The organism is Tessaracoccus pujii (assembly GCF_054483895.1).
On sequence record NZ_CM137012.1, the window covers coordinates 2,062,314 to 2,075,700 of the forward strand.

Annotated in this window: 13 protein-coding genes; 8 read left to right on the plus strand and 5 right to left on the minus strand. The window is 70.7% G+C overall.

Annotated features, from left to right (window positions below; genetic code table 11):
- Window positions 1-8: 8 nt before the first annotated feature.
- Entirely contained in the window at window positions 9-1,421 is a 1,413-nt protein-coding gene (locus tag ACX1D0_RS10040; RefSeq protein ID WP_459017738.1) for an FAD-binding oxidoreductase, read from the minus strand.
- 205 nt (window positions 1,422-1,626) lie between these two features.
- Between ACX1D0_RS10040 and ACX1D0_RS10045 the strand changes: the two genes are divergently transcribed.
- Both ACX1D0_RS10045 and ACX1D0_RS10050 read left to right on the plus strand, forming a co-directional pair.
- Window positions 1,627-2,535 carry a hypothetical protein gene (locus tag ACX1D0_RS10045; RefSeq protein WP_459017739.1) on the plus strand — a complete coding sequence of 303 codons (909 nt, stop codon included), beginning with the start codon at window positions 1,627-1,629 and terminating at the stop codon, window positions 2,533-2,535.
- Window positions 2,532-3,191, plus strand: coding sequence for a 2'-5' RNA ligase family protein (locus ACX1D0_RS10050; RefSeq protein ID WP_459017740.1), 660 nt, complete (start codon window positions 2,532-2,534; stop codon window positions 3,189-3,191). Before ACX1D0_RS10045 ends, ACX1D0_RS10050 begins: the two co-directional genes overlap by 4 nt.
- A gap of 34 nt (window positions 3,192-3,225) precedes the next feature.
- Here the strand turns inward: ACX1D0_RS10050 and ACX1D0_RS10055 are convergent, their stop codons facing one another.
- From ACX1D0_RS10055 to cobA, 3 genes are read right to left on the minus strand one after another with little or no spacing between them, the layout of a single operon-like run.
- Entirely contained in the window at window positions 3,226-4,005 is a 780-nt protein-coding gene (locus ACX1D0_RS10055; protein ID WP_459017741.1) for an adenosylcobinamide-GDP ribazoletransferase, read from the minus strand.
- The gene (gene cobU / locus ACX1D0_RS10060) at window positions 4,002-4,631 is read right to left on the minus strand and encodes a bifunctional adenosylcobinamide kinase/adenosylcobinamide-phosphate guanylyltransferase (protein WP_459017742.1); all 630 of its coding nucleotides are present in this window, start codon (window positions 4,629-4,631) and stop codon (window positions 4,002-4,004) included. The genes ACX1D0_RS10055 and cobU overlap by 4 nt, the downstream gene beginning before the upstream one ends.
- Window position 4,632: 1 nt before the next feature.
- On the minus strand, window positions 4,633-5,379 hold the full coding sequence (gene cobA / locus ACX1D0_RS10065) for a uroporphyrinogen-III C-methyltransferase (RefSeq protein WP_459017743.1): 747 nt from the start codon (window positions 5,377-5,379) through the stop codon (window positions 4,633-4,635).
- A 155-nt stretch (window positions 5,380-5,534) separates the two neighbouring features.
- On the opposite strand from cobA, the gene ACX1D0_RS10070 reads away from it, so the two are divergent.
- The 3 genes from ACX1D0_RS10070 to serB all read left to right on the plus strand — a co-directional run bounded on the left by ACX1D0_RS10070 (window position 5,535) and on the right by serB (window position 8,983).
- Window positions 5,535-6,527, plus strand: a complete 993-nt coding sequence (locus tag ACX1D0_RS10070; protein ID WP_459017744.1) for a class I SAM-dependent methyltransferase — start codon at window positions 5,535-5,537, stop codon at window positions 6,525-6,527.
- A gap of 158 nt (window positions 6,528-6,685) precedes the next feature.
- Complete coding sequence (locus ACX1D0_RS10075) at window positions 6,686-8,041, plus strand: S1C family serine protease (protein ID WP_459017745.1); 1,356 nt, start codon at window positions 6,686-6,688, stop codon at window positions 8,039-8,041.
- 66 nt (window positions 8,042-8,107) lie between these two features.
- A complete protein-coding gene (gene serB, locus ACX1D0_RS10080; RefSeq protein ID WP_459017746.1) occupies window positions 8,108-8,983 on the plus strand; it encodes a phosphoserine phosphatase SerB in 876 nt (291 codons plus the stop codon).
- On the opposite strand, the gene ACX1D0_RS10085 is transcribed toward serB, so the two are convergent.
- Window positions 8,984-9,580, minus strand: coding sequence for a histidine phosphatase family protein (locus tag ACX1D0_RS10085; protein WP_459017747.1), 597 nt, complete (start codon window positions 9,578-9,580; stop codon window positions 8,984-8,986).
- Between the two features lie 240 nt (window positions 9,581-9,820).
- Here ACX1D0_RS10085 and scpC point away from each other — a divergent pair, with 240 nt between their 5' ends.
- The 3 genes from scpC to ACX1D0_RS10100 all read left to right on the plus strand — a co-directional run bounded on the left by scpC (window position 9,821) and on the right by ACX1D0_RS10100 (window position 13,381).
- The gene (scpC, locus tag ACX1D0_RS10090) at window positions 9,821-11,335 is read left to right on the plus strand and encodes a succinyl-CoA:acetate CoA-transferase ScpC (protein ID WP_459017748.1); all 1,515 of its coding nucleotides are present in this window, start codon (window positions 9,821-9,823) and stop codon (window positions 11,333-11,335) included.
- 100 nt (window positions 11,336-11,435) lie between these two features.
- Window positions 11,436-12,029, plus strand: coding sequence for a MarC family protein (locus tag ACX1D0_RS10095; protein WP_459017749.1), 594 nt, complete (start codon window positions 11,436-11,438; stop codon window positions 12,027-12,029).
- Window positions 12,030-12,208: 179 nt separating this feature from the next.
- Window positions 12,209-13,381 carry a M20 metallopeptidase family protein gene (locus tag ACX1D0_RS10100; protein ID WP_459017750.1) on the plus strand — a complete coding sequence of 391 codons (1,173 nt, stop codon included), beginning with the start codon at window positions 12,209-12,211 and terminating at the stop codon, window positions 13,379-13,381.
- Window positions 13,382-13,387: the final 6 nt, after the last annotated feature.

The window sequence follows — 13,387 nt, forward strand, 5'->3', positions numbered from 1 at the left end:
GGTTGCATTCATAGTTTCCGCACCGCCTTGTCGTAGAGGCTGGTCAGCCGATTGTCCGGGTCATAGCGGGCCTTCACGGCGGCCAGGTTGGAGCCACCGTAGAGCCTGTCGAAGGTCCCCGGGTCGTAGAAGGCCTCGGAGTAGAGCGACTTGTGGCCCCCGAGATCGTGCACCTTGCGCTCGATCGCCCGATTGAGCCGCCCCTCGGCAGCATCCGGGCCCACGCGGACGGCGCCCCAGAAACCTGCGTTGACGTAGGTGGTGCCGGGCTCCAGCGGATAGCTCGGCCAGGGGCGGCGGCCCGCGCGATCAGCGTCCACCGTCGCAACCGGGTGCTCCGTCGACGCCCTCAGCCGCAGCGGGCACAGCCACACGGGACGCATGCCCACGTAGTCGTCGAACCAGGCGAGGAACTCCCCGAGGCGATCCACCGGGACCTCGACGTCCTGGATCACGCGCTCCTGCAGCGGGCGGCCGGCCAGCGCGTCGAACCGGTCCGTCAGACCGATCCGCCGGTCAAGACCGATCAGCCGATGGTAGACATCCGATCGGCGCCACCGACGCGGCCACAGCCGTCGCACCAGCGGGTGCTGCACACCGAAGGCCGCCGAGCACCAGAACCAGTCGGTGTCCCACCGCCAGAGGTAGTCGCGCATGGTCAGCTGGTCCGACGCGCGGGTGCGGATGGAGCGGTAGTAGATGTCCTGCCCGGTGTAGTCGCTGGGCGGGCCCGCCGGCCGGGCGGTCCAGGTGGCGAGCGTCAGGTAGTACTCCCCTGGCCCGAACGCCACCCCATCCAGGCCGTCGACCCGGATCCCCTCAAAGGAGCGGGTGGTGACGATCTCCTCGACCGTGGCCGCCAGCGCCGCCGCGTCGGTGAATCGGATGTGGCGGAGATCGACGTAGGCCGGCACCCTCTCCAACTCGATCACCAGCCTGGTGGCATAGCCCAGCGAGCCGTAGGAGTTCGGGAACGCGTCGAAGAGGTCCTCGCCCCGGCGGGTGGTGACGACCTCGCCGGCACCCGTGAACACGTCCATCTCGAGGACGGACTCGTGCGGCATCCCGTTGCGGAAGCTGGTGGATTCGATCCCCAGACCGCTGACCGCACCTCCCAGCGTGATGGTGCGGAGCTGCGGAACGACCAGCGGGATCAGTCCGTACGCGAGCGTCGCGTCGACGAGATCCTCATACGTGCACATGCCCTGGACCTCTGCCGTACCGGCCACAGGGTCGACGGCCAGTACGCCGGTGAGGCCGGAGACGTCGAGCCCGGACGAGCGCGTGGCGACACGCGGCCTGAAGAGGTTCGAGGTGCGCTTGGCGATGCGCACCTGAGAGCCGGCCGGGATCGCGTCGTACGACGATCGCAGCCGCGCAAGGGCCTGGCGGTGCTGTTCCGGGACACGTGACGCTGCCACACCCCCAACCTAGCCCCGATCCTCGGCCCGCGCCTCAGAGCCGACAGAGCCGACGCCCTTCACCGCGCGTCCCCCCAGTCCTCCGCATCTGAGGCAGGGAGTCGGCGTAGGATCCAGCCCCAGCGCAGGAGCACCACATGCGAGGCCGGTGCACCTGTGGAGCACGACGCTCCAGCCTCACCATCGGTCTACGAGAGGACGACCTGTGTCTCTGAACGGAGCACCTCCCTCAGTCGTCGTGATCGGTGATCTCTGCATCGACGACAACGAGGCGAACGGGCACATCCTCGAGCCGTCGTGGGGTTCGCCCGCGCTGTTCATCGCGCGACAGCTGCGGCTGGAGTATGGGCTGCACGCTCAGGTCAGCGGCCCTTACGGACTGGACCTCCTGCCCCTCATCACCGAATTCGAGCGGGACCGCGAGCCATCCGGTGAGCGCTCGTTGGCGTACAGGAACATCGTCGGCGGCCACAAGGCCACGCAGGACAGGACCCAGTACTGGCGTCCCGCGGACCGCCCGCTGCAACCGATCAGCCCCCGGGCCACCTGGCAGAACTGCGACCTGGTCTACTTCTGCCCCCTCGTCCCGGACGAGGACCGAGCGGCCGACATCGCGGAGTTCTGCGCCGCACGCCTGGAGGGACGGTCGGTGCAGGTCCTGCTGGCCCAGGGACTCATGCGAACCAGCGGGGCGCTGGCCGCCTCCTCCTACCGGCGGGTCCACCGCCGCGACATCGATGACGCCGAGGCCGCGACCTGGTCCTGCTTCGACATCGTCGTCTTCTCCGACGAGGACCTGCAGGACGCCGTCGCCAAGGCCACGCGGTGGTCAGCCGCAGACGCCGCCAGGAACACGGGGTACGTCGTCACCCAGGGGCACAGGGGCGCCACCCTGTGCTTCCAGGGGGCGGCGACGCCCTACCCCACCAGGCCCGCGGTCACCGACGCCACGGTCGGTGCAGGAGATGTCTTCGCCGCCACGCTGGGCCTCGAGTTCTACAGCGGCTTTGCCGCCGGGGCCCTCGGCCGATCCGATGCGCTGCATCAGGCAGTGGTCAAGGCCACAGCAGCGGCGTCACGGTATGTGGGGGCCGGCAGCGTGGCGACAGGGTGAACGGGCCCGTCCCCTGCACCGTCGCGTGCGAGGACCGGGACTTCATCGAGTGGCACGGAGGGTCTGCGCACGCAGTGGTGTGGGCGGTCGAGGCCGACACGGACCAGGTGCGCGGCGCGGTGTCGTCGGCGCGCGCACACTGGGGAGACGTGCTCCTGCCGCGACACCAGCGCCAGCCCCACATCACGCTCGCGTACGCCGGTCCCCTGGCGGCGCCGGGCGCCCAGCCCGTCGACGAGCCCTACACGGCTCTCCGGCTCGCTGGGGACCTCGCCAGGCTGACGAGCCTGGGGATGGGTCCGTTCCGCGTCGCCGTCGGAGGCTGGGGCACCTTCCCGATGGTTCCGTTCCTCCGCGCCTCCGCCCCCGAACTGCACGCCCTCAACGCCGCGCTGATGGCCGGCTCCGCGTATGACGGCGGATACGTCCCGCATGTGACGATCGGCCACTACGGCGTGACGCGGCCGCTGGCCGAGGTGACCGCCCGGGCGGCGCGATGGGCTGCTCCCTCCGTCGATCCGATCGACGTGACGGCGGTGACGCTGCTGGCCTACGAGACCCACGACATCGCCGGTCCACTGGCCGTCGTGGGGCGGCTGTCCCTCGCCGACCAGGCGTGGTCGTCTGCGGCATCCTTCGCCGGGCTCACCGACTGATCGGCGGGCCCAGTGGACTGCGATGCCCCGGTGACTAGAGCGCGGCTGCCACCAGAGCGGCCAGCACGAGGAAGGCCGCCTGCGTCACCTCGATGATCGACCCGAAGACGTCACCGGTCATGCCGCCCAGGCGTCGACGCAGCCGCGTCGCCCACAGGAATCCGATGCCGCCCGCGAGGCACGCAACGGACGCGAAGACCACCGCGCCGGCGGTGCCGCCGGCGAACGCCCCGACCCCCGCCGCGACCCCCACCACCGCGACACCCGTGGCCCAGGCCGTCGCAGCCGAGGTGGCGCCGATGAACAGGGCACCGAAGCCCTGCCTGCGGGCGGACGCCCGCGACACCGTCGCCGCCGTCACGACGGCCCGGCCCACCATCGCCGCGACACCCAACGCCCCGCCCGCCAGCAGCGCGCCGGATTCCGCCAGCGAACTGAGTGCGGCGGCGTCGATGAGCAGCGCGAGCACGAGCGCGGCCACTCCCATGGGGCCCACGTCCGACTTCCGCATGATCACCAGCGCCTCCTCGGCAGGCTTCCGCGACCCGAGGCCGTCGGCGGTGTCGGCCAGCCCGTCGAGGTGGAGCGCACCGGTGAGGGCGGCGACGACGGCGAGCGCCAGGGCGGCACCCAGCCAAGCGGCAGCGCCCAGGACCACGACGCCCCACAGCACCAGGCCGCCGGCGGCGCCCACCAGCAGCCCCACCCACGGGAAGGCCGCCATGGCGCGCCCGGCGAGGCGCCTGTCGATCGCGGCCACCGACGGCACCGGGATCACCGTGAACAACCCGAGGGCCGCGACGAGCCCCCTCACTTGAGCCGCTTCGCGATCCCGGCGGTGCACAGCCACACCTCGCGGCACACGGCCGCCAGGCGGGCGTTGAGCCTGCCCAGCTCGTCCCGGTAGCGCCGCCCCGACGGGGTGGCCGGCACGATCCCCGACCCCACCTCGTTGCTGACGACGATGACCTCGCGCGAGGTGGATTCCAACGCCCCGGCCAGGCGGGACACCTCGGTCTCCACGCGCTCCCGCCAGCCGGGGGCGGCGTCCCAGGCGCCAGCGCCCATGAGGACGCGGTCCAGCCAGACCGCGGCACAGTCGATGAGCACCGGCGCCGGATCGTCGCGTTCCAGCACGGCGGCGATGTCCAGGGTCTCCGTGGTGCGCCACGACGCGGGGCGCCGCCCGCGGTGCAGGGCCACGCGGTGCTCCCACTCGGCATCGCCGTCGGCCACCTCCGACGTGGCCACGTACTCCACATCCTCCGCCGCGCCGAGCTGGGCCTCCGCCCACGCCGACTTCCCGGAGCGGGCCCCACCGAGCACCAGGGCGGTTCCGGGGGCATGCACCAGCGGCGTCACCTGCGCCCGCTCCGCCAGTTGGACGAGCAGCGCCGCGCCGACCTCGTCGGTGGGATCGAGCCGGACGGTGAAATCCACGTCAGTCCTCCAACTCCAGCGCCGCCACCGCGCCGATGACCACGATGGCCGGAGGCCGGATGTCGGCGTTGGCGGCGGCCGCGGGGATCCCGGCCAGCGATGCCCGAAGCGCCAGCTGCCCTGGCGTGGTCCCGTCGGCCACCACAGCCGCCGGCGTGTCGCCGGGCAGACCGTGCCGCTGCAGCACATCCGCGATCTCGGGAAGGTTCTGCACGCCCATCAGCACCACGATCGTCAGGTTGCCGGCCGCGAGCGCGCCCCAGTTGACCTCGCTGCGCGGATCCGACGGCGGCACGTGCCCCGACACCACGACGAAGCCCTGCGTCAGTCCACGGTGGGTCACGGGAATGCCCGCCAGCGCGGGCACCGACACCGCCGACGTCACGCCCGGAATCACCCGCACGGGGACCCCGGCGTCGCGGCAGGCCAGCCACTCCTCGCCACCGCGACCGAAGACGTAGTTGTCGCCCCCCTTGAGCCGCACGACGCGCAACCCCCGGCGGGCACGATCGATGAGGAGGGCGTTGATCTCCTCCTGCGGCGTGAAATCGCCGCGCGGGATCTTGCCCACGTTGACGATCTCCGCACCGCGGCGCGCCTCCTCCATGCACTGGAGGGCACCGAGGCGGTCGTGCACGATGACGTCGGCCTCCCGAATGGCGGCCAGCCCGGCCACCGTCATGAGGCCGGGATCGCCCGGGCCACCGCCCACCAGGATGACGCTCCCCGGCGCGAATTCGTGATGCATGGCGCTCTCCTCGTGTCGGTGCGTCTCACACCCTAGCGACGCACCCGGCCCTGCCTTTATTCCACCCCTCGTCAGCGGTCCGCGCCGGACAGGGTCCGCCCGGCCCTGCGGGGCGACGTCCCCACCGGCGCCGCGGAACCTCCTAGACTCACCCCATGCGTGACGTGGTTGATGACCTGATCTGGGACGAGGCCCCCGGGCAGGCGGGGGCGGTGGCTCTCATTGATGCCCCGGCCCTCGTCGACGACGCCCTCACCCTCACCGACGACGTCCGCGTCTGGTGCGACGACTGGCGCGACGCCGCGACCGTGCCGGCAGAGCTCCTCGTCGAACACCCGTCCGACGTGGCCGGGGTGGACCTGGCGCTGGCGCGCCTGCCGAAATCCCTCGGCGCCCTCGACGAGATGGCCGTGCTGGTCCAGGGAGCTCCGGACGTCACCTTCATCGGCGGCGCCAGGATCAGGCACATGAACCGGACCATGAACGAGGTGCTCGGCAAGCACTTCACCGCCGTCGCGGCCAGCCTCGGCCGCTCGAAGTCGCGGGTGCTGCGCGCCTGGGGGCCGGCCGGGCTTGAGACCGACTGGCCGAAGGTGCGCGAGCACGCGGACCTGGGCTTCGCCGTCGCCGCGCACGGCGCCACGTTCGGGGGGATCAAGATCGACCCGGGGTCGCGGCTCCTCATCTCCGCGCTCGCGGGCGCCGGCCGCACCGAGGGCCTGGAGGCCGACGACGTGCTGGACTTCGGCTGCGGCAACGGCACCCTCGCCATGTGGCTGGCCAAGGAGGGCAAGCGGGTGGTGGCCCGGGACGTCAGCTGGTCCGCGGTCGCCGCGACAGCCGTGGCCGCGGAAATCAACCGGCTGACCGTCGATGTCACGTGGGGAGCCGGGCTGGACGGCTACGCCGACCACAGCGTCGACGCCATCGTCACGAACCCACCCTTCCACCAGGGCGTGGCGAAGGAGTCCTCGGACACGCTCGAGATGTTCGACGAGGCCACTCGCGTCCTCAGGCCGGGAGGGAAGGTCTGGTGCGTGTTCAACTCCCACCTGCCGTGGCGCAAGGACCTGAACGAGCGCGTCGGGCCCACCAGGGTCGCCGCGCAGGACCCCCGCTACACCGTCACGGTCACCACCGCCCGGTGAACCCTCTCCCAGTGGCGATCCGTGGATGGTAGACCGTCCCAGGATCACCACTGTAATGACACCTCCCGCTCCGCCCTATCAGTGACCCCTCAGAGGTTTCACAGGCGCCTCATAGACTTGATGGGTTACCTAGGGGCATACCTAGTTGAGGAGCCACGATGAGCAACGAGCAGCACCCCAGTCCCTGGAGCCGCGACTCCTGGACCGCCCGCGCCGAGGAGCCCACCCCGCCGGCTACCGGGCAGCAGGTCCAGCCGCAGTCACTCGGCGAGCCCTCAGGCTTCATCGCCGGCCAGTTCTCCTCCCAGGACAGCTCCGCGGAGGGTGCCCCGCAACAGTTCACCTACCCCCCGCCCGCATACCCCTTCGGCCAGCCCACTCCCGGTCCCGCTGCCGCCAGGAGCCGCTCCCGTCTCGCCGGGCTGCTCGCCGTGGCGGTGATGGCCGCGGGTGTGGGCGGCGGTGCCGGATTCACGGCGGCCCGGTTCGCAGACCAGTACGCGGCCTCCGCAGCCAGCTCCAGCGCCTCGACGATCCCCACCGAGACCCAGGTGGTTCAGGCGGACCCCGAGAACCCGAACTGGACGGCCGTCGCGGCGGCGGCGTCCAACGCGGTGGTCGCCATCCAGGTCACCGGCCAGGACGGTTCGGCCGGGCAGGGATCGGGGGTGGTGGTCGACGGCGAGGGCCACATCGTGACCAACAACCACGTGGTCTCCGGCAGCGGGAGCGGCGCGCGCATCGTCGTCCTGCTCGGCGCCTCGTCCTACGTCGCCGAGGTGATCGGCACAGACCCGTCGACCGATCTCGCGGTGATCAAACTGGTGGATCCCCCGTCGGACCTCACCGTCATGTCCTACGCGGACGAGTCCGAGCTGCAGGTGGGAGATCCGGTGATGGCCATCGGCAACCCGCTGGGCCTGACGGACACCGTGACCACCGGCATCGTCTCCGCCCTCAACCGTCCGGTGACCACCCGCGCCGTCACCAACAACACCGTCGGGCAGGGGCAGCAGGACGTGGTGGTGACGGCGGCCATCCAGACCAACGCGGCCATCAACCCCGGCAACTCGGGCGGCGCGCTGGTCAACGCGTCGGGCGAGCTGGTGGGCATCACCTCCTCCATCGCGTCGCTGGCCACATCCAGCTCCAGCGCCGGCAACATCGGCATCGGCTTCGCCATCGGGGCGGATCAGGTGGAGTACGTGGCCGAGCAGCTCATCGCCAACGGCGTGGCCGAGCACCCCCAGATCGGGATCAGCGCCAGCGACATCTCCACCACCGGCCCCCTCGGCGCCGCCGTCGCCGACGTGGTGCCCGGCTCCCCGGCCGACCAGGTCGGGCTGCAGGTGGGCGATCTCATCACCGCCGTCGACGGCGACCCCGTCTCCTCGACGGAGTCCCTGGTGGCGCTGGTCCGCGCCGGCCGCGTCGGCCGCGACATGACGCTCACAGTGCTGCGCGACGGGCAGGAGCAGGAGATCGTCGTCACGCCCATCGCCGCCGCCCGGTGACGCGCGCCCGTCCCATCCTCCGCCGCGCCACCGTTGCCCCCGCGCCCGCCCGGATAGCCTAGGCGCATGGAGATTCGCGTCACGCTGGCCGCCATGGGGCCCATTCCGGAGTCACTCGTGGCCCTCGTTCCCCCCACGGGGCACGTGATCAGCGACGAGACGCTGTACGGCCAGCGGATCAGCATGTTCACCGAGCACGACGACCCGGCCGCGCTGCGCACCGCACTCAAGGCCGTGGCGGGGAACGTGGCGGTCGGCGTGGTGACGGGGCCGCTGTCCCGGGTCCCGGCACAGCTGCTGCTCATGGACGTGGACTCCACCCTCACCACCACGGAGGCCATCGACCTCCTCGCCGAACATGCCGGCGTCGGGCCGAGGGTGGCCGAGATCACCGAGCGGGCGATGCGCGGGGAACTGGACTTCGCCCAGTCCCTCGGCGAGCGGGTCTCCACCCTCGCGGGTCTGCCCACCAGCATCTTCGCCGAGGTGGGCGAGGCGATGATCCTCTCCAACGGCGCGGCGGAACTCATCTCCGCGGCCCGCGCGTGCGGCGCGAAGGTGGGTGTCACCTCAGGCGGCTTCACCCAGCTCGTGGCACCGCTGGCCGAGCGCCTCGGGCTGGACTTCTTCAACGCCAACGAGCTCGAGACGGAACGGGTCGACGGTGAGGAGCGGCTGACCGGCCGCGTCACCGGCGCGATCGTGGACCGGGATCAGAAGGCGCGGGACCTGCTGCGGTTCGCCCACGCAGAGGGGATAGACCCGGCGCTGACGGTCGCGGTGGGCGACGGCGCCAACGATCTGGGCATGTTCGACGCCGCCGGGCTGTCCATCGCCTACTGCGCCAAGCCTGTCACCGCCGCGCACGCCGACGTGGCCATCAACTTCCCCCGCCTCGACGCGGTGGCCGCATTCGCCTTCAAGAGCGCACCGCTGGCCTGATCAGCTGTTCCAGCGGACGACAGCGGGCGAGTCCTTCTCCCAGCCCAGCACGCTGAGCGATCCCGTCAGCAGCGGGAAGCTGGCGGCCAACTCCACGGGGGCGCCGAGCCACAGCATGGACAGTACCCGCAGCGCATGCCCGTGGCCGAAGATCAGCACCCTCTCCACACCGGTGGCGCGGGCCCGGTCGATCGCCCGGCCCAGCCGCTCCACCACGTGTTCCTTCGTCTCCCCCTCCGGGAATCCCTCCCGGTCGATACCGGGCGCGCCGTGGGTCCAGATCCGCCAGCCCGGGACCCGCTCGGCGATCTGCAGGCTCGTGAGCCCCTCGCCCGGCCCGTAGGACCACTCCACCAGGTCGGGATCAATCACAGGTGCGGGGAAGCCGGCGAGCGCGGCGGTCTCCATCGCGCGACGACGGGGGGAGCTGAGCACCAGACCGAAGTGCTCGCCAGCAAGGCGCTCGCCCATCCGCTCGGCGTCGGCACGCCCCTCAGGCAGGAGACCCAGGTCCGTCACGGACGTGTGGCGCCCGACCTGGGACCACTCGGTGGCGCCATGGCGCACGAGCCACAGTTGGGTGCGTGGATTGCTCATCGCTGTCCTCTCGTCAGGTCCGGCTGTCGCCTGAGTCCAATCTACGTTTGCCCCACCCCCATGGGGGCGCAGCGTTGCATCCTGCAAAGATGGGATCACGGCAGCCCAGATGGGCTGACCACCCCGTCAGTGCACACGGTTGCACTGGCTCGCCCGCCGATCGGACAACTCCCGCGCGGCGGAAATGGCGTGCGTTCGCCGCTAGGGTGAGAGCGCACCGTAAATCTTCAAGGAGGACAGATGTCAGGTCGCATCCGCAACGAGGCATTCAAGCAGAAGGTCATGTCGGCCCACGATGCCGCAGCCCTCGTCGAGAACGGATGGAATGTCGGCTTCTCGGGCTTCACCGGGTCCGGTTATCCCAAGGTTTTCCCGGAGGCCCTCGCGGCCATCATCGAGGCCCGCCACAGCCACGATGAGCCGTTCAAGATCGGCGTCTGGACCGGCGCCTCCACCGCTCCCGAGCTCGACGGCGCCCTCGCGCGCACCGGTGGCATCTCGTACCGCGCGCCGTACCAGTCGGACCCCGACATGCGTAGCGCCATCAACGCCGGCATCTCGTACTACCAGGACATCCACCTCTCCCACATGGGCCCGCAGGTGTCGCAGGGGTTCCTCGGCCACCTCAACCTCGCCGTCGTCGAGGCCACCGCCATCACCGAGGACGGGGACATCATCCCGTCGTCATCGGTGGGCATGAACCGCACCTACCTGGATCACGCGGACCACGTGATCATCGAGGTCAACTCGTGGCAGTCCGAAGAGCTCTTCGGCATGCACGACATCTACTACCCCATCGGCGCCCTGCCGCCCAACCGCGTGCCGCTGCCCATCCAGAACGCCGGCGACCGCATCGGTGGCAAGGTGCTCAAGGTGGACGCGAGCAAGGTGATCGCGGTCATCGAGACCAACTCGGCAGACCGCAACACGCCGTTCAAGGGCCTCGACGACGACTCGCGCGCCATCGCCGGCAACTTCCTCGACTTCCTCGGCGCAGAGGTCAAGGCAGGGCGGCTTCCGGAGAACCTCCTTCCGCTGCAGTCCGGCGTGGGCAACATCGCCAACGCGGTGCTGGCCGGCCTCCTCCACGGCCCGTTCGAGAACCTCACCTCCTACACCGAGGTGATCCAGGACGGCATGGTGGACCTGCTGGACTCCGGCAAGCTCACCGTGGCGTCGGCCACCGCCTTCTCGCTCAGCCCCACCGCCGCCGAGCGGATGAACGACAACGCCGCGGACTACCGCAACAAGATCGTGCTGCGCCCCCAGGACGTGTCCAACCACCCCGAGGCCATCCGTCGGATGGGCGTCATCGCCTGCAACGGCATGATCGAGGCGGACATCTACGGCAACGTGAACTCCACCCACGTGATGGGCTCGCGCATGCAGAACGGCATCGGCGGCTCTGGTGACTTCACCCGCAACGGCTGGATCTCCAGCTTCGTCACGCCGTCGACGGCCAAGGGTGGGGCCATCTCCTGCATCGTCCCCATGGTCAACCACGTGGACCACACCGAGCACGACGTGCAGGTGCTGATCACCGAGCAGGGCCTCGCGGACCTGCGCGGCCTGGCCCCCCGCCAGCGCGCGCTCAAGATCATCGAGAACTGCGCGCACCCGGACTTCAAGGAGCCGCTGCGCGAGTACGTCAAGCTGGCGGAGAAGAAGGCCAACGGGCATCACACGCCGCACGACCTCGCCACGGCGCTCGGCTGGCACGTGCGGTTCCTCGAGACCGGCACCATGGTCGAGTGACATCTCGCTGAACGACAAGGCCCCGCCGTCTCGGACGGTGGGGCCTTCGTCTGCCCGCCCACGTCCGAGGCTGCGTCGCCGACGACGATAGGATCCCGGGATGACCCTGGTGCTCTCGGCCTTCATCACCTTCCTCCTCGTGATGGACCCCCTGGGCAACGCGCCGCTGTTTCTCACCTCACTGCAGCGCACCCGGCCGGACCGGCGCCAGTGGGTCATTGTCCGCGAATGCCTCATCGCGCTGGGGGTGATGGTGGCGTTCCTGTTCCTGGGGCAGGCGATGCTCACCGTCCTGCACATCGACGGCGCCGCGCTGCAGGCCGCCGGCGGGGTCATCCTGCTGCTGATCTCGATCCGGATGATCTTCCCCACGTCGCAGTCCAACCTGGCTGAGCCCATGACCCACGATGAGCCGTTCATCGTGCCGCTGGCGGTGCCCTACATCGCCGGCCCCTCGCTGCTGGCGGTCATCGTGGTGCTCGTCAGCCAGGACTCCGGCAACTGGCCCTGGTACCTCGGCGGACTCGTGCTGGCGTGGCTGGTCACCGCCGTGACCCTCTACTTCTCCGGCTTCCTGCAGCGCGTCGTCGGCACCCGGGCGCTCGTGGCGGTGGAGCGGTTGATGGGCATGATCCTGGTGATCATGGCCGTACAGATGATGTTCGAGGGCACCAAGGCGTTCTTCCTGGCCTGATCCTCCGGCGTTGGAGTGCCGCCGGCACTGCCGGAACACGTGGTCGACGCCGATCGCGCGGCCAATGTTCCTCCAGGCAGGGGCTCAGGCTCCTCAGCGGCTCGACGAGCCGCCTGGAGGAACATGAGCCGCAGGGGCGATGCGGGGCGGGGCGCTCGCCGGCCTGCTATGAATGACGCATGGCTCTTGACCTCGTCGAATTGCGACGCTCGCTGCATCTGATACCGGAGGTGGGGCTGCAGCTGCCGCAGACGCAGGCCCGCGTGCTGGAGGCCCTGGCCGGGCTGCCGCTGGAGATCACCCTCGGCGAGAGCGTCACCAGCGTGGTGGGCGTGCTGCGCGGCGGCCGCGCCACGCAGGGAAAGCGCCCCGTCGTCCTGCTGCGCGCGGACATGGACGCGCTGCCGGTGCAGGAGCTGACCGGGCTGGAGTACGCGTCGACCAACGGCGCGATGCACGCCTGCGGGCACGACCTCCACATGGCCATGCTCATCGGCGCCGCACACACACTGTGCGCACGCAGAGAAGAGCTGGCCGGCGACGTGATCTTCATGTTCCAGCCAGGCGAGGAGGGCGTCGACGGCGCCCGGTTCATGCTGGAGGAGGGGCTGCTGGACGTGGCCGGGTCGCGGCCGGACTGGGTCTACGCCATTCACGTGTGGGCGGCGCTGGATCCCCACGGCGTGTTCTCCACCAAGCCGGGCACCGTCATGGCGAGCTCGGACGTGGCGAAGGTGCGGGTGGTGGGTCGAGGCGGGCACGGGTCCACACCTCAGCTCGCGGCGGACCCGGTGCCGGCCCTGGCGGAGATCACCACCGCGCTCCACACCATGGTGACCAGGCGCTTCGACGTTCAGAACCCCGTCGTCGTCACCGTCGGCCTGCTGCAGGCGGGCACGATCGCCAACGTCATTCCGGAGGAGGGACGCCTGGAGGCGACGCTGCGCACGTTCGACACCGCCGTCCGGGCGAAGCTGGTGGGCATCATCCCCGAGGTGGTGGCGGGGATCGCATCCGCGCACGGCGTGCGGGGCGAGTTCGAGCTGCTCGAGCAGTACCCCGTCACGATCAACGACGACGCGGAGGCCGACGTCGTGGCCCGGGCCGTGGCCGACCTCTTCGGGGAGGAGCGACACCTGCGGTGGAGGAACCCGCTCGCCGGCGCGGAGGACTTCTCCCGGCTCCTGCAGGAGGCCCCGGGCTGCTTCATCGGGTTGTCGGCCTGCCCGCCCGAACTCGATCCGCTCACGGCCCCGTTCAACCACTCGGCCTACGCCCGGTTCGACGACGCTGTGGTCCCCGACGGCGCCGCGCTGTTCACCGAGCTGACGGTGCGCAAGCTGGGCGCCTGACCAGCC